Raw genomic sequence first — 23,350 nt, forward strand, 5'->3', positions numbered from 1 at the left:
TATGAAGTTTCTTGATCGTTTTTGATTGACACATTGCCACAACTGCGAAATAAGCAAGCTAGGAGGAACCCCATGCACGAACGCGAACGTCATCGCATCATATTGAGCGCCGTTCAGGAAAAGTCTGTCGTCACGATTCAGGATATTTCCGAATTGACAGAGGCTTCCGAGGCGACGATCCGGCGTGACATCGCGGCCCTTCATGTGCAGGGAAAGATCCGGCGTGTCCGCGGCGGGGCGGAAGCAGTGCATCCGCCGCAGCTCGGCAATCTCGCAGGCCGTCCGTTCCGGGTTTCAGAATCCGTCAATATCGACAAGAAACGATCAATCGCGCGTGCGGCGGTGGATCTTTGCGATCCGGGCGATGCGATCATCATCAATGGCGGAACGACCACCTTCCAGATGGTGCATTTCATGGCCGCGCACCGCATGCAGGTGATGACAAATTCGTTCGCCATCGCCGAGCACCTGGTCAAGCACTCCAAGAATACGGTGACGGTTCCTGGTGGTGTGATCTATCGCGAGCAGAGCCTGATCCTGTCGCCCTTCGACAATGACGCGATCCGCAATTTCTACGCCCGCCGCTTCTTCATCGGCGCGCAGGGCGTCGGTCCGCTCGGCATCATGGAGGCCGACGCTCAGATCATTCAAAGCGAACAGAAGCTGATGCATCAGGCCGACGAACTGGTCGTCATGGTCGATTCCAGCAAGTTCCACCGCCGGTCGAGCCTCATTCTTTGCCCGCTCGACCGCGTTTCGACAATCATCACGGACGATGGGATCCCTGAGGATTCCGTCCGGATGATCGAAGATGCGGGCATCAAGCTCGTGGTTGCGAGCACGGTCTCGCAAGCTAAGGAGGATTCCTCGTCGGTCGCTTGAGTGGCGCCGGCAGGATGTAGTCAAGTCATATCAACGTGGGAGGATGATACAATGAAACTCGCAAGGACACTGGCAGTAGGCGTCGCGTTTGCCGTCGCCTTGATGGCAGGCGCCGCCAGCGCCAAGGACATCAAGATCGGCCTGGTCGTGAAGTCTCTCGGCAATGGCTTCTTTGAAGCCGCCAACAAGGGCGCACAGGAAGCTGCCAAGGAACTCGGCGGCGTGGAAGTGATCTACACGGGTCCGACCTCGACGACGGCCGAGGGCCAGATCGAAGTCATCAACTCGCTGATCGCCCAGGGCGTTGACGCCATCGCCATCTCTGCCAACGACCCTGATGCCGTCATCCCGGCTCTGAAGAAGGCCAAGCAGCGCGGCATCAAGGTCATTTCCTGGGATTCCGGCGTCAACAAGGATGGTCGCATCCTGCAGCTCAACCCGTCGTCCAACGAACTGATCGGCAAGATGTGCCTGACGCTCGCCAAGGACCATCTCGAAGGCGGCAAGGGCGACTTCGCCATCCTGTCGGCAACGACGACCTCGACGAACCAGAACATCTGGATCGATCAGATGAAGAAGCAGCTCAAGGATTTCCCAGGTCTGAACCTCGTCACGACGGTTTACGGCGACGACCTTTCGGACAAGTCCTATCGTGAAGCCGAAGGCCTCCTGAAGTCGAACCCGAACGTCAAGGTCATCGTCGCTCCGACGACCGTCGGCGTTCTGGCTGCTTCCAAGGTTGTTGAGGACAAGGGCCTCGTCGGCAAGGTCTACGTAACGGGTCTCGGCCTGCCGTCCGAAATGGCCGGTGCGATCAAGTCCGGCGCGACGAAGGAATTCGCCATCTGGAACCCGATCGATCTCGGCTACTCCGCAACGCAGATCGCCTACCACCTCGTAAAGGGTGACGCGACCGGCAAGCCGGGCACCGAAATCGAAGCTGGCCGCATGGGCAAGATCAAGATCGACGACAAGGGCGAAGCCGCCATGTCCGACCCCTTCGTCTACAACGCTTCGAACATCGACCAGTTCTCGAAGGTGTTCTGAGCCTCGCTCATCCAAGCAAAACCCGGCGGTTCAAGCCGCCGGGAATTCCCACTGAACACTGGTAAACGCTGATGAACACTGCCCTTCAACAACCCGTCGCGGGCATCCATGCCGACGACGCGCCCGCCATTCTGGAAATGCGCGGCATTTCGCAGATCTTCCCCGGCGTGAAGGCGCTCGACAACGTCAGCATCTCTCTCTATCCGGGAAAAGTCACCGCGCTGATCGGCGAAAACGGTGCAGGCAAATCGACGCTGGTCAAAATCCTGACCGGTATCTACCGCCCGAACGAGGGTGAGATCATCGTTGACGGCAAGCCGACGACGTTCTCCAATGCTCAAACGGCAATCGACGCCGGCGTGACCGCGATCCATCAGGAGACTGTGCTCTTCGATGAGCTGACGGTTGCCGAGAACATCTTTCTGGGTCATGCCCCGCGTACCAAATTCCGCACCATCGACTGGAAGCTGATGAACAGCCGTGCCAAGTCACTGCTGACATCGCTTGAAAGCAACATCGACCCGACGATCCGCCTGAAGGACCTCTCGATTGCGCAGCGCCACCTCGTGGCGATTTCCCGCGCGCTTTCGATCGAGGCCCGCATCGTCATCATGGACGAACCGACTGCCGCCCTTTCGCGCAAGGAAATCGACGACCTCTTCCGTATCGTCGAGGGGCTGAAGGCGCAGGGCAAGGCGATCCTGTTCATCAGCCACAAGTTTGACGAGCTCTACGAAATCGCCGACAACTTCGTGGTCTTCCGTGACGGCCGCGCCGTCGGTCACGGCAAGCTCAAGTCAACACCGCAGGACGAGATCGTCCGCATGATGGTCGGCCGCGACGTCGAGAACGCCTTCCCGAAAGTCGACGTTGCAATTGGTGCGCCGGTCCTTCAGGTGGAGAAATACTGTCACCAGACCGAATTCCGCGACATCTCCCTGACGCTGCGCAAAGGCGAGATCCTGGGCATCTACGGCCTGATCGGCGCCGGTCGCTCCGAGCTCTGCCAATCCCTTTTCGGCATCACCAAACCGCTCTCGGGAAGGCTGATGCTGGACGGCAAGGACATCGCCATCAGATCGCCGCTCGACGCGATCCGTGCCGGTATCGTCTACGTGCCGGAAGAGAGAGGCCGCCACGGCCTGGCGCTTCCGATGCCGATCTACCAGAACATGACACTGCCGTCGCTTGGGCGCACGTCGCGCAAGGGCTTTCTGAAGGCCGCCAACGAGTTCGCACTTGCCCGCAAGTATGCCGAGCGGCTCGATCTGCGCGCCGCAGCCCTGTCGGTTCCTGTTGGCACGCTTTCGGGCGGCAACCAGCAGAAGGTAGTCATCGGAAAGTGGCTGGCAACGATGCCGAAGGTCATCATTCTCGATGAACCGACCAAGGGCATCGATATCGGCTCCAAGGCCGCGGTCCACGGCTTCATCAGCGAGCTTGCCGCCGAGGGTCTCTCGATCATCATGATCTCCTCCGAACTGCCTGAGATCATCGGCATGTCGGACCGGGTGCTGGTGATGAAGGAGGGACTTTCCGCCGGTCTTTTCGAGCGCGAGACACTGACGCCGGAAACGCTGGTTCGTGCTGCAACCGGCAATGCTTGAGGTATCCCTGATGTCCAGACTCCTGAAAAAACGCGAAACTCTGCTGTTCATCATCATCGCGGTGATGATCGCGGTCTTCTCGACGCGCGCCCAGGGCTTCGCAACGCCTGGAAACCTCGCCGGCATCTTCAACGATACGTCGATCCTGATCATCCTTGCGCTGGCGCAGATGACGGTCATCCTGACGAAATCGATCGATCTTTCGGTTGCGGCAAACCTTGCATTTACCGGCATGGCGATTGCGATGTTGAACGCGCACTATCCAGACCTGCCGCTCTTCCTTCTGATCATCGCTGCCGTCCTGATCGGCGCCTTTCTCGGCGCAATCAACGGCTTCCTGGTCTGGGCGCTGGAGATCCCGCCGATCGTGGTCACGCTCGGCACGCTCACCATCTACCGCGGCATGGCCTTTGTGCTGTCGGGCGGCGAATGGGTCAATGCACACCAGATGACGCCAACGTTTCTCAACGTCCCGCGCACCGTCGTCCTCGGCATGCCAGTGCTCAGCTGGGCCGCAATCATCATTGTCGCGCTGATATATGTGCTTTTGAAGCACACCCAGTTCGGCCGCGCGACCTATGCGGCTGGCGGCAATCCCACAGCTGCCGTCTATGCCGGCGTCGATGTCGGCTGGACAAAGTTCCTGGCGTTTGTCCTGTCGGGCGCGCTCGCCGGTCTTGCGAGCTATCTCTGGGTTTCGCGTTACGCTGTCGCCTACGTGGATATTGCCAACGGCTTCGAACTCGACAGCGTCGCGGCCTGCGTGATCGGCGGCATCTCGATTGCCGGCGGCGTCGGCTCGGTCATCGGCACCGTCCTCGGTGCACTGTTCCTCGGCGTTATCAAGAATGCTCTTCCGGTGATCGGTATCTCGCCATTTACCCAGATGGCGATCTCCGGCACCGTCATCATTCTCGCCGTCGTCTTCAACGCAAGGCGTGAGCGCAATCGTGGCCGCATCATCCTGCGCGACAAGGCCGCTTCCGAGACCCCAGCAGAGGTGGCCGCATGAGCACCGTCGTTTCCACTCCGAGCGAAAAGCGCGTCATCCCGGATCGTCTTGGCACGCCGTTCAAGCGCATCATGTCGAGCTGGGAAGTCCTGCTCTTCGGCGTCGCCGTCGTCATCTTCATCTTCAATTCCTTTGCGTCGCCCTATTTCCTCGACGCCTGGAACCTGTCGGATGCGACCTTCAACTTCACCGAAAAGGCGATGATCGCCTTTGCCATGGCGCTGCTCGTCATTGCAGGGGAAATCGATCTATCGGTCGCGGCTATCATCGCACTCGCCTCCACGGCGATGGGCGCGGCCGCCCAGGTCGGCGTCGGAGCTCCGGGCCTCGTCGCCATCGGGATCGGTGTCGGCCTTCTCTGCGGCATGTTCAACGGCTTCCTCGTATCCGTGCTGAAGCTTCCGTCGATTGTCGTCACGATCGGGACGATGAGCCTGTTCCGCGGCATCTCCTACATCGTGCTCGGCGACCAGGCCTATGGCGGCTATCCAGAGGACTTCGCGTTCTTCGGTCAGGGTTATGTCGTCTGGGTCTTTTCTTTCGAATTCGTGCTGTTCATCGTGCTGGCAGTTCTTTTTGCGATCCTGCTTCACGCCACCAATTTCGGGCGCCAAGTCTACACGATCGGCAACAATGATTTTGCTGCCCGGTTCTCCGGCATCCCGGTCGAGCGCGTGAAGTTCATTCTCTTCATGCTGACCGGAGCGATGAGCGGTATCGCCGCCGTCTGCCTGACCTCGCGTCTCGGCTCTACACGTCCGTCCATCGCTCAAGGGTGGGAACTCGAAGTCGTCACCATGGTGGTGCTCGGCGGCGTGTCGATCCTCGGCGGCTCCGGCAAGATCGGCGGTGTGGTCATCGCCGCCTTCGTGATGGGCCTCGTCACCTTCGGTCTCGGACTATTGAACGTCCCGGGCATCGTCATGTCGATCTTCATCGGCCTGCTTTTGATCATCACCATCGCGATCCCGATCATCGCCCGCCGCATCAAAGCCATGAGCGCCAAATGACTGTCGAAAAACACGCCTTCAAGATGAAGCTCAATCAAGGCATGGAAGCCGAATACAAAAAGCGGCACGATGAGATCTGGCCTGAACTGGTCGATCTCCTGCGCCAGTCCGGCGCCAGCGACTACTCGATCCATCTGGATCCTGAAACGAACACGTTGTTCGGCGTGCTGACGCGGACCGCCGACAACACCATGGCCAGCTTGCCGGAACATCCTGTCATGAAGAAGTGGTGGGCGTATATGGCCGACGTCATGGCGACAAACCCGGACAAGTCTCCCGTCCAGAGCGACCTCGTTACCGTCTTCCATATGCCATGACATCGCAGCCTACGCATACCCGCATTGCCGTGCTCGACATCGGCAAGACAAACGCCAAGGTTGTTGTGCTCGACGGTGCGACCGGCGCGGAAGTCGCCGTCGTCAAGACGCCGAACACCGTCCTCAGGTCTGGTCCCTATCCGCATTACGATATCGATGCACTATGGGACTTCACGATCGCTGCATTCAAGCGTTTTGCCGCATCGCCCGGCTTTGATGCCATCTCGATCACCACCCATGGCGCGTCCGCCGCATTGCTTGACGCAAGCGGTGCGCTGGCCATGCCGGTGCTGGACTACGAACACGAATACCCGCAGTCGATCATCGATGCCTACACCGCTCTGCGCCCGTCCTTTGAGGAGACCTACTCGCCGCGTCAGTCGATGGGGCTGAACATTGGCGCACAGTTGCACTACCAGCAGACTGTTTTCCCCGAACTGTTCGCCAAGGTCGCGACGATCGTCACCTATCCGCAATTCTGGGCGGCGCGGCTGACCGGTGTTACGGCCAATGAGCTGACATCGCTTGGCTGCCACACCGATCTGTGGAATCCCCGGGGGTCCGTATATTCGGGCCTCGTCGACAGGCTCGACATTCGCGGGTTGATGGCACCGATACGCTCGGCCTTCGACGCTCTCGGTCCGCTGTTGCCCGCGATCGCTGCCGAGATCGGCGTTGCCGCCTCCGTACCGGTCTATTGCGGCATCCACGATTCCAACGCGTCACTATTGCCCCACCTGGTCAACCGGGAGGCGCCCTTCGCCGTCGTCTCGACCGGTACCTGGGTGATCAATTTCGGCGTTGGCGGCAATCTCGATCATCTTGATCCGACGCGCGATACGCTTGCCAATGTTGATGCCTATGGGCGCACCGTGCCCTCATCCCGCTTCATGGGCGGGCGCGAGTTTGAAATCCTGTCCGCCGAGATCGGCCCTGTACCGAAGGATCAGGCGACTGCCGCCATCGCGCCGGTGATCGAAAAGGGCATGATGCTGCTTCCCAACGTGACGCCGGGGTCCGGCCCGTTTCCGGGCAGGGTGAGACGCTGGATCAATGCCGAGAATGCAAGTTCCGAAGAGCGCCACGCTGCCGCCTGCCTCTATCTGGCGCTGATGACGGAAGCCTGTCTCGATCTGATCGGGGCCAAGGGACCGATCATCGTCGAAGGGCCGTTCTCCGTGAATGAAACCTACCTCGGCGTTCTCTCTGCATTGACCGGCCGCGACGTGATCGCCGTCCCGGGTTCGACAGGTACGAGCGCCGGTGCGGCACTTTTGGCCGGCATCAGTCCCGTGCATGGCGCCGAGAGGCACTTCGCGCCTTCTGACGTCGCCGGCCTTCGGGATTATCGTGATCGTTGGTATGTGGGGATGGCATAGCAGTCTTCCCCGATCCGGTCTTTGCCCCATTTACGAATGGCGATAGTGTGGCGCTTTCAGATCAGGTGAGGAAAATACGACATGGCAGCTTCTTCCGCCAAGGATTTCGATCCGCGGGCTCTTGCAGCACGTCTTCACAGTCTCCAGAAGGCTGGCAAGACGGCGCCGACGGCCGACTTCGCATTGCCAGCGACGCTGCAGGACGCGATGGATGCGCAGAATTTTCTGGTGGCAGAAGAGCGGATCTCCACGCATGCGTGGAAAGTGGCGGTGTCGCCCGAGGGACAACCTGTGACTGCACCACTCAATCCTTTTGTTGAAGCATCGTCGGGTGCGACGATTGCCTGGAGGCCGGGCATCAGGTTCGAGGCGGAAGTGGCCGTGCGTCTTGGCAGGGATCTGCCGGTGCGCATTGACGGCAGCTATACACGCGCCGACATCGCCGACGCGATTTCCGAGGTTCACCTTGGCGCAGAACTGCTGGCGAGCAGCGTCGTTGAAAGCGGCAAGGTTTCCTTTCTGCTCTTTCTGGCCGACCGGCTAGGCAACAGGGGCTACGTACTCGGCCCGGTCGTACCGAAGACCGTAGTCGACACCATCACGAACACACCACTCAGCGTGACGTTCAATGGTCAGCCGATCTTCGATGGCCCCGCGCAGCATCCGAAGGGAGACGTGCTGGTCTGGTTGCAGGATTACGCCAATGACAGGCTGCGTCCTCACACGTCGCTGAAAGGCGGTGCGCTGATCACTACCGGTACGCTTTGCGGTGCAATCGAGCTGACTTCCCCTGGCACGATAGAGATTGTGCTCAATGGCGAGGTTCGTCTCAGCGTCACCGTCGCCTGAGGAACCAGGCGCTCATTCGTACGCAATCTTCTGGTTCTGCGGGAACTTTGTGCTGCGTGATGCATTTCTAGCGGATGCGCCATCTGGAGGACGTCATGAGGAGCTTCTACGCGACTGCGGTTGCAGCATTCCTTGTTGGCGCGAGCAATGCAGGCGCAACCGAAGCGCCCTTTCTGAAGTCGCTTGCCGGCGAATGGGCCGGCGGCGGAATGATGAAGCGGACTACCAGTTCTTCCCCCATAAATCTCGATTGCAACTTTCATTCGAAGTCAGACGGGGAAGCATTCTCGATGACCGGCATCTGCCGCGGGATGATCGTTCTGCAGCGCGAGGTTTCGGCACAGCTGACGGCGACCGGCAACCAATATGCGGGTCGCTACATTGGCCCGTCCGGTGGCGTTTCGAACCTCAGCGGTGGGCGCAGTGGTGATGCTATCAATCTTGCCGTCCGGTGGTCCAAACTGATCAACGGCGATCGCAGTGCCAACATGACGATCCAGCGCGTCGGCGATAATTCCATACGCATCAGGACTGTGGACAGGGATCCTGAATCCGGCCAACAGGTCGTGACCAGCGAAATCACTTTACGCAGGCAATAGGAGCTCGACGCCCAGAATGCTATAGCCTGTCAGGACTTTGTCTAAAGATAGAGACGGACACTAGCTCTGGTCAAAGTCAGTCGCGGCGTAGCCGCGCTTGCACTGATACGGTGCAAAGGTAACGTTGGAGAGTCCCCATGGTTCGTATGTCAACTTGGCGGGCTCATTTGCAAGATTGAGGATAATCTTATACTCGCCGCCATCGGTTTGAGTGGAGCATGCTTCAAAGGGGTAAGGCATGCCGGCATTTTCGCCGTCGCGCACGGACGGCAGGACAACCGCCGGACGTCGCCCGCCCTTGATTTTATCCACCAGGACATGATCGATCTCGTCGATCTGAGAATGAAACTGCTTTAGTTCCATCAGCAAGTCGTCCGGTGTCGCGTCGTATGAAAACTCAGGCGAAAATTTGAACGTGAAGTAGATAATGCCGACCGCGCCGTGGATGATCGATGACCAGACCTGCACCCGGAACTCTTCGGGTGTGGTCTTGCGACCTTGCGACGCGTCGTACTGCGTTAGCGCGACAAACGAAAACTGCGGCCTGCCCCCACTCCAGCGCGACAGGCGGTCGATGGCGTGCCCTTGTGGCGTTGACGCGTAGTTATCCAGGTCAATGACCAGATCCGTGCCTGAGGAAATCGGATAGCAGTCCTGGCCAAGCCAATCAATATCTGCACTATCGGCATAGTCCGACATGATTTTCTCGAGGTAGATGTTGTTGATGTGATTGCCGACATGATTAATCCACAGCGGCTTTCCCCCCGCCGACAGCGCATGCGCAACAATATCAAGCTGCTCTGGGGGTACTGCAACATCTTGATAGGTAATACCTGTGCCACCGGGCCTCAGGTTTGATGGTTCATCCACCAAAGCTACCGCCAGGAGGGACGGGTTTGCGACGTCGTGCTCAAATGCGGTTCGATCGGTGAGATTGTAGTTGCGGTCGATCCCCGCGGGCTCCCGGACGACATACAAGCCGTGCTTCATCGCCTCGTTGGTCCATTGGCTAAGATCGCCACCACTATTCATTGTAAAGATGGTGTTTACGCCGCGGCCCTTCCAATCAGCCATTTTTTCTAGGGGCTGCTGATAGACTCCCTTTACGAAGAAGTTCGGTCCAGGATGAAGAGGTCGCTCATCAGCACTCGCCCATCCTTTTTTGCCCATCGCCAGTGCGACATTTGCGATCGGCAATAGAAGTGTGAATGTGAGGACGCTGCGCCGACTTGCGTGAACCATGATTGTACCTCACTTGGAAGTCGAGTTGGGGGGGTGGATGGTCGGGAAAACCCGCGGGAACGTCAGTAGCCATACTTCTCCGCACTGAACTGGCACTTGTTCAAGACGACTCCCAGCACGTTGGACTTTTCCGCAAGACTTTGTTCGCAAACGTCCACCTCGCTGAGTGTTGTGTGCTCGGCCGCCGCAACCAGTATCACGCAATCCACATTCGGCAGGAACGCCAATGCATCATCGGTAGAGAGCATGGGTGGCAGATCGTACAGTATGATGTCCGGGTTCATCTTGTGTCGCATGTCCTCAAGGGCTGAGGCAGAGGTTGCACTTTGCAGAAGTTCCGCAGAGAACTGTGCTGGAGTGCTGTTCGCTGCGATTGCAAGATTGTCTCCGTGGCGCATAAAGAGGTTTCGGACTTCGGCCTCGCCCCTCAGGAAGCTCTCCATTGAACCGGCGTTTTTTACGCCGAGCGTCTTGCCGACTTGAGGCCGCTTCATATCGAGATCGAGCAGGAGGGTTCGGCAGTCCTGCTGGTTGGCAAGACTGAATGCAAGGTTCAGGGCGGTGAATGTTTTCCCGCATCCGGGGGTCGGCGAGGTGATGGCAACTGATGTCCAATTGTTCTGTCTAAGGCTCTGCAGCAACCTTGTCCGCATCATATCGAACGCGACATGTGCTGTGTGCGAGCGAGTTGCCGTCACGATACGGTTTCGTGCTATTGCAATCGGATCGAGCTTGAGCCGGGGCAACTCATTCCATGCCATTTCACTCACGTCCTCCGGGTGAGATACGAGCCTACGATCTTTGTCCTTCGACGAAAGCGAGCTCAGCGTTGATACGACGGTATGTTCCATAGCCTATGCCTCGATCGTTCTTTATTGAGGTACGCGAGTCTTCACGGAGGTGATCCTAACCAGTCTTGCCGAAGCCGGATAACAGCTTCTGGACGGCGACTCCCAAGGGCATGAAGCAATAGTGAATGACCAGCAGCGAGGCCGGAATCACGGCGGCGGATAACGCAGCAATAAGCCCTCGCCCGAACTGGCCGCCACGTGCCTCCGATGGTCCCACGATAAAGGGTATAACCGCCAATGGCTGACGTTGCAGCATCTGGGTGAGCTCGGACGGCCTGCGAATGGTTTTGTTGAGCATTTCCATGAGTGCGACATAGGCCAGCGCCAGCGCAATTCCGGCCGCCATGCCCGCTGCAACAATCAGGCGACGGCGCGATCGCAGAGCGGTCTCCGGAGGAGTAGCAGGTTCCAGCAACGAAAATCGTCCGCCGTCTGATCGCACCTCGATTTGATTTCCAAGAGAGGCTTCCGCGCGTCTTGCGATGGCGGTGTTGTACTGGGTCTGAATGTTTGCGACTGTCCGCTCGATCGCGTTCAGCTGAATTTCAGTTGTGGGCGTGGTGCTGACCGACTCGGTAAGCTGGGCGATGCTGGTCGTCAGAGCCGATCGTTCCCGCGCTATGGCCTCGAGGCGCTCGGTGATATCTGACAACTGTAGATCAAATCCGGTCGACGCCGTCTTTTCAGCAGTGTGATCGTCCTTCGCCAGGTCCTTGTTGCGCAACGAGGCTATTCGGGCACGGAGCGCGATAATATTCGGACTTGATTCAGAGAAGATAGACAGCTGATCGGCCAGCGCCCTATTGAGGTCCTGAAGCATTTGCTGCTCAGGGCTAACTGGTGCGTTGGCATACTGACCCGTGGCGCGATAGCTCTCAACGAGCATACTGCGTCTCGCCCGAAGGTCGGCCTCCTCGCGCTGCAGCGATATTAGCCGCTCTTGCTGGCTGCTCTGCTGTTGACGGCGAAAGCCAAGGCTCTCCGGAAGTGTATCCTTGTGCTCGTTCTTGAATTTAAGGAGCTCCGCCTCGATCCTGCTCAGCTCCATATCGAGCCGCTTCACCTCGTCATTGAAGAGCTGGAGCGTATCGCCGGCCCGGTCGGTGCGCTGGCGCTGGTTGCTCGTCAGGATCAACGTAGCGAGTTCATTAGCCCCCTTGGCAGCCATCACAGGTGTTTCGGCGTCGAACGCAACGTTGAAGACCGTTGCAGTCGCAACACCGTCCTTACTCAGCGGCAGTTCCTTGAAGCTTATTCGGGACTGCATGTCCTTGATTAGGTCATCCCCCGACGGTTTGTCATCCACGCCGCTGTAGATGTCGAGCTTCTCTGCCAGCATCTCAAGGTTCTCGCGCGTTGTTATCTGCTGCTGAATGATCTGAAACTGCTGCAATGAGCTTGTGGATACCGTCGATCGTACCAACTCGGCTGAAATCTGGGGTGCCTCAACAAGGATCTTTGCTGCGGACTGATATTCGCGCGGCATAAGCAGCGCGACGCCTATGGCAGCAGCTACGCAAAGGCATACAATCGCTACCACGGACGACAACCTCCGCAGAAGAATTGAGAAGTAGAAATTGAGATCAACAATACCCATTACGCGATTACCCGAACTTAAAAGCCCTAAAAGCGGGTCTATACGAATCCATCTATATTGAGTTCGGGAAATTGGGGAAGTTCATCGATAGTGGAACTGGCGCCAAAGGTTCTAGTACCTTTGGCTAAGTACAATTTTGCGGCGCGCGCATCCACTTAACCCAGTGAAAGAGGTCGTGGCTGCTAGGAGCAGGATTTTGCTTGCATTTTCATTCATAAGAAGAACAGTCATCCTGCGCGTTGTGGCCAGCCTTCGGCAATCGGAGACACTCGCGCCTCGCCTCATCATTATTCGGTAATACCGGCGCGCTTGCTTCATAAATACCAGTATTGAATAATACGTTGTCGACGCGTAGAAGTCCGGTTTGACATCTCAGGAAATTCTTTAAATGTTTTCCGGATATACTGTCTAAATAGTAAATTTAAGCCAGTCCATCGTCGAGTGTATCGGTAAGCTGGAGAAGTACATGCGCGTTTCAATATGTGCCCGTCGGCAAACCTTGCATAGAGGGTGGGTGGGATTGATCGCCATCGGGGCAGCGATGATAGCAGGTGCTGCCGATGCTGCTCCTCTTCCTCCCCGTACAAAAATCAAGCTGACGGTCGTCCAATGGATGCCGACCAAAGGCACCTACGAGCAGTGGGGATCAATCGGAGGCGAATTCGCTGTTTCCGAAGCAGGAACCATCTCCTTGCCTGTCTTGGGAAGCATCCCAGTCGGCGATCTTGACGATACCGGGCTTGCTGCCGACATCGCGAAGCGCCTCAAAGAAAAGATCGGACTGGTTGAGGCCCCGACAGCAACAGTCGAGGTTTTAGACTACGCGCCGATTTACGTTGTCGGGGACGTCAACAAGCCGGGGGAATACAGGTTCAACGCAGCGCTTACCGTTCTTCAAGCCTTGGCGATGAGCGGAGGCGAAATCCGCCCCACAGGCGTTTTCCAGAGCTCCCTGGACATCACAAGACTGATCGGAGACTTGAAAGAACTGGACGATTCGATTCTCCGAAGCAGTGCCAGGATCGAGCGCCTCCAGGCCGAAATGTCGGGTGCTAAGGATGTCGACTTTAGCAAGCTGTCGAACAAAGACGATCAGTTCGCGGCGGCTGTCTATGGACAGGAACAGGTCATATTAGCAGCGCGCAACAACGCGCTGGGACGCAAATCCAAGTCGCTGCTCGAGCTTCGTGATCTTCTTACGGAAGAGATACACGTGCTCGACGAGAAGACCAAGAGTACGGATGCCAACATTAAATCGGTGCAGGAACAAGTCGACAGCACGACCGCACTGGTTGCAAAGGGCGCACTTGTCGCCACACGCCAGGCCGAAGTGGAGCGCGCGCTCAGAAGCTATCAAGACGATCGACTGGATATAACGACGGCCATTATGCGCGCGCGGCAGAGCATCAGCCAGACAACACGGGATCTCCAGGCTCTCTACGATGAACGACAAACGGAAGTCGCTTCCGAGTTGCAGGCTGAACGCGCTACGCTTGTTCAGCTCAAGGTCAAGAGGGAAACCAGCCAGAAGCTACTGATGGACAATTTGTCTGCGGTGGCAGGCTCGCCTGGTCAAAACGAAAAACCGGTGGTGTCGTTTACGGTGGTTAGACGCGACAATGACGGTGTGACCCAGATCGATGCATCGGAGACAACTGCTTTGCTGCCTGGAGATGTCGTGAAAGTCACACTGAAGGGCAGCAACAGCTTCATGCCGCTCGGCCAGACTTCGCCGCTTGCGGCGCTGGACAAGGAGCGGGCCAGCCAATGATCTGTGGGAAGTGCCCCTGCCGCACAGCAATCGCCACAAGTGGCCAATGCCACTCGTTCGGAGACAATCGCCGGGGTATTCAAGCCGGACCCTGCTTCAGTGCTGTCGCAGCGAGGGGTAGCCGCGCAAAACTCGAGGTCGGCGCGGATTGATGTCCCTTCCATCAAAATCTGCTGGCGGCCAAAGCCACATTCACATCCTCAAGTCTACGATTCTCATCGGTGGATCTTCAATCGTCAATGTCGGCTTCTCGATCATCCGAAACAAAGCAATGGCACTCTTGCTAGGCCCCGAGGGCGTCGGCTTGATAGGCCTTTTCAGCGCAACGACGGACATCGCCCATACACTGGCAGGGCTTGGAGTCAATGCCAGCGGCGTGCGTCAGATCGCAGAGGCAGCAGGAAGCAACGACGCCGAGAGGATCGCTCGAACGGCGACCGCCTTGCGGCGTATTTCGGTGGGTCTCGGACTATTGGGAACACTTTTGATGGCGGCTTTTGCGGTACCCATCGCAAGGCTCACATTTGGCGACGACGAACACGCTTCGGCAATCATGCTTCTCTCAATGGTGGTCGCCTTTCAGGTCATGGCGGGAGGGCAAGGAGCCCTTCTGCAGGGTATGAGGGATATTGCTGCCCTTGCCCGCATCAACGTGCTTGGAGCGTTCTTTAGTACAGCGATTAGCATACCGGTCATTTACTTCTTCGGCGCGCGAGGGATCGTTGCATCACTCGTGTGTGTGGCGTTGGCGACCTTGTTGACCTCCTGGTGGTACAGTCGAAAGGTTAAAATCAGTCCGTATCGCCTGTCGCTCAGGCAATTGCACACGGAAGCAGCGGGTCTGTTCAAGCTCGGCTTCATCTTCATGGTCAGTGGGTTTCTAACGTTCGGAAGCGCTTACGCTATCCGCATTATCGTCTCGGATGATGCAGGGATCGCGGCGGCCGGCTTGTATCAGTCGGCGTGGTCGCTGGGAGGGCTCTATGCAGGCTTTATCCTTCAGGCCATGGGCACCGATTTCTACCCACGCCTGACTGGCGTTGCGAACGACAACGCAGAGTGCAACCGCCTGGTCAACGAGCAAACGGAGGTAAGTGTCTTGCTTGCAGGTCCGGGGCTTCTTGCGACCCTTACCCTGGCGCCGTTGGTGATGCAGGTTTTCTACTCACCCGCGTTCTTTGGTGCCGTCGACCTTCTACGCTGGATTTGCCTCGGAATGATGCTCCGTATCATCGCCTGGCCGATCGGCTACATTGTGCTCGCGAAGGGGGCCAAGAAAATCTTCTTCTGGACGGAGGTGGCTGCGGCGATCGTGCACGTTGGGTTAGCCTGGCTGCTTGTCTCGATATTCGGAACCATTGGTGCAGCGATCGCGTTCTTTGGCCTCTACGTCTGGCATAGCGTTCTGATCTACTGGATCGCGCGGCGCTACACGGGGTTCCGCTGGTCTCCAGCCAACAGGAGCCTCATTCTCCTATACCTCCCCCTGTCGGGACTAGCCTTCTTGGCGTTCCAGTTTCTGCCATTCTGGCAGGCAACAGTGCTCGGTTCGGTGGCGACTGTAGGAACGGGCCTCTATTCCCTGAAGATGCTGGCCGGCCTACTGGCACCTGGCGCCTTTCCGGCAGCGATTCTCACCAAATTCTTTCGATCAGCCTAAACATTGTGAGACGCCGCTTTCACAGGTGATGGACACTCTCGATCGCGGCTGTAACAACACGCTCACGAACATCCTTCAGCGATGCGACCATGAGTGCTGGCCTCTCGCCGGCGATCATCGTTGAACAGGATAAATCGGATATTTGCTTTAGCCTGGCTCCGGCGCGCCGTCCGGCGGCCATTTGCATACGTCTAACGGAGGGATGTCGCGGGTTGCCGTGCGGGTGCCGATCCGGCCCAGAAAAGGAGGCCGTCGGAGCCTTCCGAAGGCTACACGCAACGATGCCTGACGAATTGGGTTCATCGAAAGGCTGGAGTATGCCCGCAAAATAGATCAATCCTCCATCAAGGGAGGATTGATCTGATGCCCTTAAATCTAGGAGCCATTGGACTACTCGACCAACACCGCTGCACGACCTGCAATCCGGTCTGAAACATCTTTGAACGGATCGCGTACCGGAACCACGAACGACACGCCGAGCAACAGCAGCGCCTTCAGGTGTTGGCTCCCGCTTTCCTCGCCGGCAACTGGCGCGAATGATCTCATCAGAGGGCGTTGATCCGCAGCGCAAATCTGCTCGTACTCAATAAAGTTATCGAACTTCTCGTAGTTGTCGCCGAAGAGTTGGAATGTCTCGACAGGCATACCGTCCGCCATGACCACTTGGTGATCGTCGAGCATGATATTGTAATATTCGATTGTCTCTCTGCCTGCAGGAAGTGCGCGAACAATCGTGCTGTCATTCAGCAAGTCCTTCGCGCGGACAAGGATGCCTTCAACATACAGGGCGTGCCCGGGAGAAACATAAAGATCCCGGCTCGGCATACCCTCGTCCAAGGCGTTCCGCGAAATACGTATCGACAAGACGCTATCGGGCCAAGACGCGCGGCTCTTCTTGAAGGTTTGGCGACCGATCCAGCGGATCGATTTGGGTCCACCCGACACTGTTTCGACAAGGTCGCCGATGCGGAGACGCTCGATCGGTATCTCACCTGTCGGAGTCATGATCGACGTGCCCCTGAGCATGCAGTTCGCGCCGCCGCCGCCGCCGCCGCCAGCGTCATGCCCCCCGCCGCCATTGCCGCCGCCATGGCCACCACCATTGCCGCCGCCGCCACCACGACCGCCACCACGCCGGCCCCAGTTCCGTCCAAATGCATAGGCGGGCGAAGAGGCGACTGCCATCGATACAGCCGCGACACCGGCAACCCTCACGCCTGCGGCAGCAGCCGCACCAAGGAAATGTCGTCGTGCACGGTTAAGGGGTAATTCACGCGGATCCATCGATGACATTTCACTCTCCGTCGTTTGGGTTACGCCTATCCACTTTTAGTCTCTGTTAACCATTCTACAGCAAGTTGCATCCCGATAAACTCGTCCGAATAGCTTGGTGCCTACGCAAAAAGTCGTAGGCACGAAATGCCCTACTTTTCGGGTTCTAAAATCATAGATTGCATTATTGAAAAGACAAGAACACGAGCTGCGGAGGCCGCTTCCCCGGGATGAGCCGGTTTTGACCGCATTTTTCTACGGGTACGCAACTAAAAGGTGTTTCAGCCTCGCACTTCTGTGCCTGTGGCACCATGCCGTATCCTTGACTACCGGCGTGACCGCCCGCGCTTTCGGTGCGAGCACGTTTCAGCAGGTTCCTGCTAGCCGCCCGACGGATCAATCATTCATCCCGCCGAGGCTGTCGCCAACTCGGGAAAAACAGGTCCATGTCGGAGAGCCTCGACGACCAGCAAGATCTCGACATCGGTCATTTGCGTGAAAAGCGGCAGGATGACTGTTTCATTTTGCGCCTTGACGCTATTCCCCAGGCCGCTCGCGATCCGGTGCGAGGCCGTTCCCATATAGGCTTTCTCGAGGTGGCTGTTCATGATGCCCCGTCGGGTCGATATGCCGCGATCCAGCATCGCCTGCATGAACGCCGGCTGTTCCCACCGGTCCGGCAACCCGACGCAATAACTCTGCCAGTTGCTGCGCGCCCAGTGCGGCTCAACCGGCGGCTTCATGCCTTTGATTGCGGCTAGGTGTTTGCCATATCGCTCGGCAATCTCCCGCCTGCGTGCGACAATCTCCGGCAGGCGCTTCAACTGCTCTCGTCCAACTGCCGCCTGCATGTCGGTCATTCGGTAGTTGTAGCCAAGTTCGGGATAGCTCTCGAAAATCACCTGCTTGGAGCCATGCCGCACCGTGTCGTTGACGCTCATGCTATGCTGCCGCCAGAGCCGGAACTTCCGATCGTACTCCGGATTCGCCGTCGTCAGCATGCCGCCGTCACCGGTCGTTACGACTTTGCGCGGATGGAAGGAGAAGCAGGCGATGTCACCATGCGGCTTGCCTATTTTTTCCCACCGGCCTTTCCAGAGGATTTCGCTTCCGGTGGCACAGGCGGCGTCCTCGATAACAGGTATCGAGCGACGACTGCCAATCTCAACGATGCGAGACAGATCGCAAGGCATCCCGAGCTGATGCACGCACAGGATTGCCTTCGTCCTCGGCGTGATCGCCGCCTCGATCAGATCGGGATCGATATTGAAGCCTTCCCGCTCGATATCCACAAACACCGGTATCGCGCCGCAATAGCGGATCGCATTTGCCGTTGCGATGAACGAGTGGCTGACCGTGATGACCTCATCGCCTGAAGACACTCCCACAGCCATCAGGGCAAGGTGAAGCGCGGTCGTGCAGTTGGAAACGGCACAGGCGTGCGCCGAACCGACAAAATCGGCAAACTCCGCTTCGAAGGCGGCGACCTCGGGCCCCTGCGTGACCCATCCGGACAGGATCACGCGGCGAACCGCTTCGACCTCCCGCTCGTCGAGAACGGGCTTGGCGACCGGAATCTGGCTCATGCTGCCTCTCCCGTGCTCAGAACCTTTTCCTGTCGCCACCAGGCGACGAGATCGCGAAGCCCTTCTTCCATGGTGATTTCAGACTTGAAGCCGAGAAGTCCTTCTGCCTTGGCGGTGGAAGCGAGACGGCGGGGCACGGCATTCACCTTCCGCGCCGGGCCGAATTGCGGCTCCATGGAGGCGCCCATGACGTGGGTCAGCAACTCGGCCAGTTCGCGCAGGCTTGTTTCTTCGCCGCTCGCCACATTGAACACTTCGTCCGTGACCTTCGATTTTGCCGCGAGCAGGTTGGCGCGCGCGATATCGTGCACATGGACAAAATCCATGGTCTGGGTGCCGTCGCCGAGGATGATGGGCGGCAAGCCACTGGCGATGCGCTCCATCCAGCGGATCAAGACCTCCGTGTAGGCCCCGTGCACATCCATGCGTGGTCCGTAGACATTGAAATAGCGGAGGGCGACGTAACGCAGACCATACATTTCGGCAAAGCTGCGCAGCAGACCTTCGTTGAAGGCCTTGGCGGCGCCGTAGATCGTCCTGTTGTTGTAGGGATGATGATCCTCGGTCGTCGGGAACGTTTCGGCAAGACCCAGCACGGATGCCGAGGAAGCGGCCACGACCTTTGAGACGCCCGCCTGCACGGCCGCTTCGAGCACGTCGAACGTGCCGCCCGCCAGAACGTCGAAGGCGAGACGTGGTTCCTCGGCACATTGCGTAATTCTGATGGCTGCCTGGTGAAAGACGACATCGATGCCCCCGACGACGTCTTTCAGGAGCGCGCGGTCCCGGATATCGCCTTCGACGATCGTCACTGGCGCCGACTGGATGGCCTGGGCGAGGTTCTCGCGCCGGCCCCGCACGAAATTGTCAAGGACGACGATTTCGCGTGGTCCTTCGAGTGCGACGAGATCGGCGATGTGTGAGCCGATCAGCCCGGCGCCGCCGGTAATCAGAATCCGCTTGTCTTTCATGGCTTTTCAAGCCTTTCCGCTGTTGACGGGTCGCATTCTTCGCGCCACCGGATGAATTTGGCCGGCACGCCGGCGACGATGGAAAAGGGTTCGACATCAGACGTCACCACGGCTCCGGCGCCGACGATCGCGCCCTTGCCGATCGTAACGCCCGGCAGGATCGTGGCGTTTGTGCCGATGTCCGCCCACGCGCCGATGCGAACGGGTTTGATCTCGAGATCCGTACGGATGATCGGCACATCGACCGGTAGAGCGGTGTGGCTCGATCCGAGAACCTTTGCCCCGGGTCCCCAGCCGACGCACTCTTCCAGGATCAGGTTGCGGGCGTCGAAGTAGGCTTGTGGACCGATCCAGACATTGTCGCCTATCCTGCAGGTGCCGTCGTATCTGCCCTGGATATAGGCCTGGGCGCCGATGAACACGCCGCTGCCGATCTCGAAGGTTTCGGGATGCTTGAAACCTACGCCACTGCCAACCTGCAGGCCGGAGCCACATGTGCGCGCCAAACTTTTCCAGATGACCTTGCGCATGAATGCGTCGACGAAGCCGTCGCCGGTGGTGAAGCGAGCGTAGAGCTCGATAAGACCAGCCGTTCCGTATGACTGTCTGAGCTCGTTGGCCAACGCCACCTGATAATCGGGATCGGAGGGAGGATCCTGGCGACCGTGCATGGCTTTGACAAGCCGCGCGGCAGAAGTGAAGTCAACTGACATAGGCATCCTGCTCCACCGCGGCAACAACCTGCTCGATCTGCCGCATCGTCAACTCTGGATAGATCGGAAGCGAGAGTACCTCGAGCGCTGCGGCTTCAGAGACCGGGAAATCACCAGTCCCGTAGCCGAGATCCGCATGTGCTTCCTGAAGATGAACCGGAACCGGGTAGTGCAGCCCGGTGTGAATGCCTTCGTCGCGAAGAGAGACTTGCAACTGGTCCCGGTCTCGACTTCTGACCGCATAAACATGGTATACGTGACGGCGATCACTCATTGCTGTCGGGGGCCGCACGCTTCTGGATCCGGCCAGAAGGGCAGAATAGCGTGCCGCGCGATCGCGCCTTGCCTCTGTCCAGTCTTCCAGGTGTCGGAGCTTGATGCGCAGGATTGCGCCCTGGATTTCATCCATGCGGTAGTTGAAGCCCTTCATCACATGGTGATAGCGCTGTTGCTGGCCCCAATCGCGCAGCATGCGCATGGTTTTTGCCTGTTCGTCATCGTTCGTGACGATAATGCCACCTTCCCCGCAAGCCCCGAGGTTCTTGCCCGGATAGAAACTGAAGCTACCTGACAGTCCGATGCTTCCAGCCCGCTGTCCCTTGTATTCGGCGCCGTGAGCTTGGCACGCATCCTCGATGATCGGCAAACCGTACTTGTCGGCAATCGCCTTGATCGCATCCATATCCGCCATCTGGCCATAGAGATGCACCGGCACGATAGCCTTGGTCTTTCGCGTTATTGCCGCTTCGAGCTTGGCCGGATCCATGGTGAGTGTTTCTGGTTCCACATCCACGAAAACGGGTCGTGCGCCTGTGTAGCAGATTGCGGCCGTGGTTGCGACGAAGGTGAGGGAAACCGTGACGACCTCGTCATCCGCGCCGACTCCGGCGGCGAGCAACGAAAGATGCAAGGCACTCGTGCCGGTGTTGACGGCGATCGCGTGCTTGGTTCCACAATAGGCTGCGAACTCCTCCTCGAAACGCGCGACTTCCTCGCCAAGAACATAGTGGCCCGAGGCGAGAACCCGAAGAACGGCCGCGTCGACGTCGTCTTTGATCGACGCATATTGGGCTTTCAAGTCAAGCAGGGGAATCATGCAATCAACCTCGCCTGTTCCAGTTCAACAATGCGGCCTCGCTGGGCCAGAGATTGTGTTGCGGCCTCTAGAATTCGCACGACGCGCAGCCCCGCATGGCCATCTGCAAGGGGCTGGGTGTTTGTGGCGACGCAGTCGATGAATTGCTTCAATTCGCGACCGAGTGCTTCGGTCATATCGAGCTGCGGAGCGTACATGTCTCCGGTGCGATAGCCGACACGCATCTCGAACACTTTTTCGCCGTTCTGTTCGGCGTCGCCGGTCAAGGTTATGCCCTTGTCGTAGACCTTGATCTTTTCGCTCGGCTCGAGATCGTCATAGACGATCATCTTGTTGCTGCCGCCCACAAGGGTCCGGCGGACCTTCACAGGTGCAAGCCAGTTCACGTGGATGTGCGCGATCAGCTTGCTTTCGAAGAAGAGTGTAAGGTAGGCGATGTTCTCTGGTTCGCCGGCCACGTGCCCCATGCCTGTCGCCGAGACCGCCACCGGCTTTTCCGGCAGCACATAGTCCATTATGGAAAGATCGTGGACCGCAAGGTCCCAGACGACGCTGACATCATGCTGGAAGAGGCCGAGGTTCACGCGCACCGAGTCATAATAGTAGACGTCGCCAAGGCCGTTTTCGATGATCTCGCGCATCTTTCGCACGGCACCCGTGTGGATGAACGTGTGGTCGACCGCAAGGATGAGACCCCTGCGTGCAGCTTCCTCTACCATGCGCCGGGCTTCTTCCGAAGTAGATGCCATCGGTTTTTCCACGAAGACATGCTTGCCGGCCATCATCGCCTTCATCGCAAGCCGGTAGTGTGCCGAGACAGGTGTGGCGATTGCAATCGCATGGACCCGAGGGTCACGCAGAACTTCGTCGAAGTCGTCTGTGATCTGCACCGTAGGATAGCGCATCTGAACGGCGCCGAGCCGTTCCTTCTTGAGATCGCAGACCCAGACCAGCTGTGCGCCAGGGGTTTCTGCGAAATTGCGGACCAGGTTTGGCCCCCAGTAGCCATAGCCAACGACGGCAACTCCAATCATCGTGCTCTCCCAGATGCTAAAACTTCGACGGGCGCATCCTTGGCGCGGCCGATGACCACTGCCGGTACGCCAACTGCGATTGAATAGGCCGGAACGTCCTTGGTCACGACCGCACCGGCGCCGACCTGCGCGCCCTCGCCGATCGTTATGCCTGCGACGATCGTTGCGTTGCTGCCAATGGAGGCGTAGCGCTTCACCAGCGTGGGCACGACGGCCCAATCGCCATCTGCCTGCAGGGCCCCGTCAGGGTTGACCGCGCGTGGATGGAGATCATTGGTGAACATGACGCCGTGACCGACGAAGACGCCGTCCTCGATCGTCACGCCCTCACAAACAAAGGAATGGCTGGAGATCTTGCAGTTTCGACCGATCGTCGCATTCTTCTGGATTTCGACGAAAGTGCCGATGCGGGTGCCAGCCCCGATCGCGCAGCCATAGAGGTTTACGAGATCCGGATGATGGACCACGACGCCCTCTTCAAGAGCAACACTCGATGCAATCATTGTGAAAGACCCATCATAACAAATACAGTTCCGTTATTTCTGTCTATTTCCTGTATTTTTGTCGGCGTTCATCGATACACAAGAAATAATCATGAAATTATCTTGTATACTTTGTTGTACAAAAGCTCTTTTCTAGGAAATCGTAAAGAAAACAAAATGGGGTACTATTTCCGCCAAAAGGGGTATACGGCCTGGAATATCTATTCTCCGATGACAATATCGCGGCCATAAGCACGCGATAACGCAGCACGTGACGGTGCAGGGGGATACGGTATGGTGCCGACAGTTGCCTTGCCATCAGCTATAGGGCGCAAGCTATTCCACGTTTGGTTAGGTGGAAAATAATTATACT

At 58.1% G+C, this 23,350-nt stretch carries 21 protein-coding genes; 11 read left to right on the top strand and 10 right to left on the bottom strand.

What is annotated here, in order from left to right; translation table 11 throughout:
- The first annotated feature begins 72 nt into the window (after positions 1-72).
- The 9 genes from AC1D2R_RS20440 to AC1D2R_RS20480 all read left to right on the top strand — a co-directional run bounded on the left by AC1D2R_RS20440 (position 73) and on the right by AC1D2R_RS20480 (position 8,702).
- Positions 73-882, top strand: coding sequence for a DeoR/GlpR family DNA-binding transcription regulator (locus AC1D2R_RS20440; protein WP_477969855.1), 810 nt, complete (start codon positions 73-75; stop codon positions 880-882).
- A gap of 51 nt (positions 883-933) precedes the next feature.
- Positions 934-1,929 (top strand): rhamnose ABC transporter substrate-binding protein, encoded by a 996-nt coding sequence (rhaS, locus tag AC1D2R_RS20445; RefSeq protein ID WP_477969857.1) that lies wholly within the window; start codon positions 934-936, stop codon positions 1,927-1,929.
- Between the two features lie 71 nt (positions 1,930-2,000).
- Positions 2,001-3,536 carry a sugar ABC transporter ATP-binding protein gene (locus tag AC1D2R_RS20450; RefSeq protein WP_477969859.1) on the top strand — a complete coding sequence of 512 codons (1,536 nt, stop codon included), beginning with the start codon at positions 2,001-2,003 and terminating at the stop codon, positions 3,534-3,536.
- A gap of 10 nt (positions 3,537-3,546) precedes the next feature.
- Positions 3,547-4,548, top strand: a complete 1,002-nt coding sequence (locus tag AC1D2R_RS20455; protein WP_477969861.1) for an ABC transporter permease — start codon at positions 3,547-3,549, stop codon at positions 4,546-4,548.
- Positions 4,545-5,558, top strand: coding sequence for an ABC transporter permease (locus AC1D2R_RS20460; protein WP_477969863.1), 1,014 nt, complete (start codon positions 4,545-4,547; stop codon positions 5,556-5,558). Before AC1D2R_RS20455 ends, AC1D2R_RS20460 begins: the two co-directional genes overlap by 4 nt.
- A complete protein-coding gene (gene rhaM / locus AC1D2R_RS20465) occupies positions 5,555-5,875 on the top strand; it encodes an L-rhamnose mutarotase (RefSeq protein ID WP_477969865.1) in 321 nt (106 codons plus the stop codon). The genes AC1D2R_RS20460 and rhaM overlap by 4 nt, the downstream gene beginning before the upstream one ends.
- Positions 5,872-7,254, top strand: coding sequence for an FGGY-family carbohydrate kinase (locus tag AC1D2R_RS20470; protein ID WP_477969867.1), 1,383 nt, complete (start codon positions 5,872-5,874; stop codon positions 7,252-7,254). The genes rhaM and AC1D2R_RS20470 overlap by 4 nt, the downstream gene beginning before the upstream one ends.
- Before the next feature lie 81 nt (positions 7,255-7,335).
- On the top strand, positions 7,336-8,103 hold the full coding sequence (locus tag AC1D2R_RS20475; protein ID WP_477969869.1) for a fumarylacetoacetate hydrolase family protein: 768 nt from the start codon (positions 7,336-7,338) through the stop codon (positions 8,101-8,103).
- A 95-nt stretch (positions 8,104-8,198) separates the two neighbouring features.
- Positions 8,199-8,702 carry a hypothetical protein gene (locus AC1D2R_RS20480; protein WP_477969871.1) on the top strand — a complete coding sequence of 168 codons (504 nt, stop codon included), beginning with the start codon at positions 8,199-8,201 and terminating at the stop codon, positions 8,700-8,702.
- 60 nt (positions 8,703-8,762) lie between these two features.
- Here AC1D2R_RS20480 and AC1D2R_RS20485 read toward each other — a convergent pair whose 3' ends face one another.
- From AC1D2R_RS20485 to AC1D2R_RS20495, 3 genes are all read right to left on the bottom strand, one after another.
- Positions 8,763-9,944: a hypothetical protein gene (locus AC1D2R_RS20485; protein ID WP_477969872.1), complete on the bottom strand. Its 1,182-nt coding sequence runs from the start codon at positions 9,942-9,944 to the stop codon at positions 8,763-8,765.
- A gap of 62 nt (positions 9,945-10,006) precedes the next feature.
- Positions 10,007-10,795: a CpsD/CapB family tyrosine-protein kinase gene (locus AC1D2R_RS20490; RefSeq protein WP_477969874.1), complete on the bottom strand. Its 789-nt coding sequence runs from the start codon at positions 10,793-10,795 to the stop codon at positions 10,007-10,009.
- A 55-nt stretch (positions 10,796-10,850) separates the two neighbouring features.
- Complete coding sequence (locus AC1D2R_RS20495) at positions 10,851-12,392, bottom strand: GumC family protein (protein WP_477969876.1); 1,542 nt, start codon at positions 12,390-12,392, stop codon at positions 10,851-10,853.
- Positions 12,393-12,906: 514 nt separating this feature from the next.
- On the opposite strand from AC1D2R_RS20495, the gene AC1D2R_RS20500 reads away from it, so the two are divergent.
- Both AC1D2R_RS20500 and AC1D2R_RS20505 read left to right on the top strand, forming a co-directional pair.
- Positions 12,907-14,163, top strand: coding sequence for a polysaccharide biosynthesis/export family protein (locus tag AC1D2R_RS20500; protein ID WP_477969878.1), 1,257 nt, complete (start codon positions 12,907-12,909; stop codon positions 14,161-14,163).
- A gap of 151 nt (positions 14,164-14,314) precedes the next feature.
- Positions 14,315-15,823 (top strand): O-antigen translocase, encoded by a 1,509-nt coding sequence (locus AC1D2R_RS20505; RefSeq protein WP_477969880.1) that lies wholly within the window; start codon positions 14,315-14,317, stop codon positions 15,821-15,823.
- Between the two features lie 390 nt (positions 15,824-16,213).
- On the opposite strand, the gene AC1D2R_RS20510 is transcribed toward AC1D2R_RS20505, so the two are convergent.
- The 7 genes from AC1D2R_RS20510 to AC1D2R_RS20540 all read right to left on the bottom strand — a co-directional run bounded on the left by AC1D2R_RS20510 (position 16,214) and on the right by AC1D2R_RS20540 (position 22,998).
- A complete protein-coding gene (locus tag AC1D2R_RS20510) occupies positions 16,214-17,116 on the bottom strand; it encodes a Hint domain-containing protein (RefSeq protein WP_477969881.1) in 903 nt (300 codons plus the stop codon).
- 383 nt (positions 17,117-17,499) lie between these two features.
- Positions 17,500-18,681, bottom strand: coding sequence for a DegT/DnrJ/EryC1/StrS family aminotransferase (locus tag AC1D2R_RS20515; RefSeq protein WP_477969883.1), 1,182 nt, complete (start codon positions 18,679-18,681; stop codon positions 17,500-17,502).
- Positions 18,678-19,652, bottom strand: a complete 975-nt coding sequence (locus AC1D2R_RS20520) for an SDR family NAD(P)-dependent oxidoreductase (RefSeq protein ID WP_477969885.1) — start codon at positions 19,650-19,652, stop codon at positions 18,678-18,680. The genes AC1D2R_RS20515 and AC1D2R_RS20520 overlap by 4 nt, the downstream gene beginning before the upstream one ends.
- Entirely contained in the window at positions 19,649-20,365 is a 717-nt protein-coding gene (locus tag AC1D2R_RS20525) for an acyltransferase (protein WP_477969887.1), read from the bottom strand. The genes AC1D2R_RS20520 and AC1D2R_RS20525 overlap by 4 nt, the downstream gene beginning before the upstream one ends.
- Complete coding sequence (locus AC1D2R_RS20530) at positions 20,355-21,461, bottom strand: DegT/DnrJ/EryC1/StrS family aminotransferase (protein WP_477969889.1); 1,107 nt, start codon at positions 21,459-21,461, stop codon at positions 20,355-20,357. The genes AC1D2R_RS20525 and AC1D2R_RS20530 overlap by 11 nt, the downstream gene beginning before the upstream one ends.
- The gene (locus tag AC1D2R_RS20535) at positions 21,458-22,495 is read right to left on the bottom strand and encodes a Gfo/Idh/MocA family protein (protein WP_477969891.1); all 1,038 of its coding nucleotides are present in this window, start codon (positions 22,493-22,495) and stop codon (positions 21,458-21,460) included. Before AC1D2R_RS20535 ends, AC1D2R_RS20530 begins: the two co-directional genes overlap by 4 nt.
- Entirely contained in the window at positions 22,492-22,998 is a 507-nt protein-coding gene (locus AC1D2R_RS20540) for an acyltransferase (RefSeq protein ID WP_477969893.1), read from the bottom strand. Before AC1D2R_RS20540 ends, AC1D2R_RS20535 begins: the two co-directional genes overlap by 4 nt.
- Between the last annotated feature and the right edge of the window lie 352 nt (positions 22,999-23,350).

This window comes from Rhizobium sp. P1_C7, assembly GCF_056406295.1.

Coding starts and splice junctions, on each gene's coding strand:
- AC1D2R_RS20440 (WP_477969855.1), top strand. CDS start 73: ATGCACGAACGCGAACGTCATCGCATCATATTGAGCGCCGTTCAGGAA.
- rhaS (WP_477969857.1), top strand. CDS start 934: ATGAAACTCGCAAGGACACTGGCAGTAGGCGTCGCGTTTGCCGTCGCC.
- AC1D2R_RS20450 (WP_477969859.1), top strand. CDS start 2,001: ATGAACACTGCCCTTCAACAACCCGTCGCGGGCATCCATGCCGACGAC.
- AC1D2R_RS20455 (WP_477969861.1), top strand. CDS start 3,547: ATGTCCAGACTCCTGAAAAAACGCGAAACTCTGCTGTTCATCATCATC.
- AC1D2R_RS20460 (WP_477969863.1), top strand. CDS start 4,545: ATGAGCACCGTCGTTTCCACTCCGAGCGAAAAGCGCGTCATCCCGGAT.
- rhaM (WP_477969865.1), top strand. CDS start 5,555: ATGACTGTCGAAAAACACGCCTTCAAGATGAAGCTCAATCAAGGCATG.
- AC1D2R_RS20470 (WP_477969867.1), top strand. CDS start 5,872: ATGACATCGCAGCCTACGCATACCCGCATTGCCGTGCTCGACATCGGC.
- AC1D2R_RS20475 (WP_477969869.1), top strand. CDS start 7,336: ATGGCAGCTTCTTCCGCCAAGGATTTCGATCCGCGGGCTCTTGCAGCA.
- AC1D2R_RS20480 (WP_477969871.1), top strand. CDS start 8,199: ATGAGGAGCTTCTACGCGACTGCGGTTGCAGCATTCCTTGTTGGCGCG.
- AC1D2R_RS20485 (WP_477969872.1), bottom strand. CDS start 9,944: ATGGTTCACGCAAGTCGGCGCAGCGTCCTCACATTCACACTTCTATTG.
- AC1D2R_RS20490 (WP_477969874.1), bottom strand. CDS start 10,795: ATGGAACATACCGTCGTATCAACGCTGAGCTCGCTTTCGTCGAAGGAC.
- AC1D2R_RS20495 (WP_477969876.1), bottom strand. CDS start 12,392: ATGGGTATTGTTGATCTCAATTTCTACTTCTCAATTCTTCTGCGGAGG.
- AC1D2R_RS20505 (WP_477969880.1), top strand. CDS start 14,315: ATGTCCCTTCCATCAAAATCTGCTGGCGGCCAAAGCCACATTCACATC.
- AC1D2R_RS20510 (WP_477969881.1), bottom strand. CDS start 17,116: ATGTCATCGATGGATCCGCGTGAATTACCCCTTAACCGTGCACGACGA.
- AC1D2R_RS20515 (WP_477969883.1), bottom strand. CDS start 18,681: ATGAGCCAGATTCCGGTCGCCAAGCCCGTTCTCGACGAGCGGGAGGTC.
- AC1D2R_RS20520 (WP_477969885.1), bottom strand. CDS start 19,652: ATGAAAGACAAGCGGATTCTGATTACCGGCGGCGCCGGGCTGATCGGC.
- AC1D2R_RS20525 (WP_477969887.1), bottom strand. CDS start 20,365: ATGTCAGTTGACTTCACTTCTGCCGCGCGGCTTGTCAAAGCCATGCAC.
- AC1D2R_RS20530 (WP_477969889.1), bottom strand. CDS start 21,461: ATGATTCCCCTGCTTGACTTGAAAGCCCAATATGCGTCGATCAAAGAC.
- AC1D2R_RS20535 (WP_477969891.1), bottom strand. CDS start 22,495: ATGATTGGAGTTGCCGTCGTTGGCTATGGCTACTGGGGGCCAAACCTG.
- AC1D2R_RS20540 (WP_477969893.1), bottom strand. CDS start 22,998: ATGATTGCATCGAGTGTTGCTCTTGAAGAGGGCGTCGTGGTCCATCAT.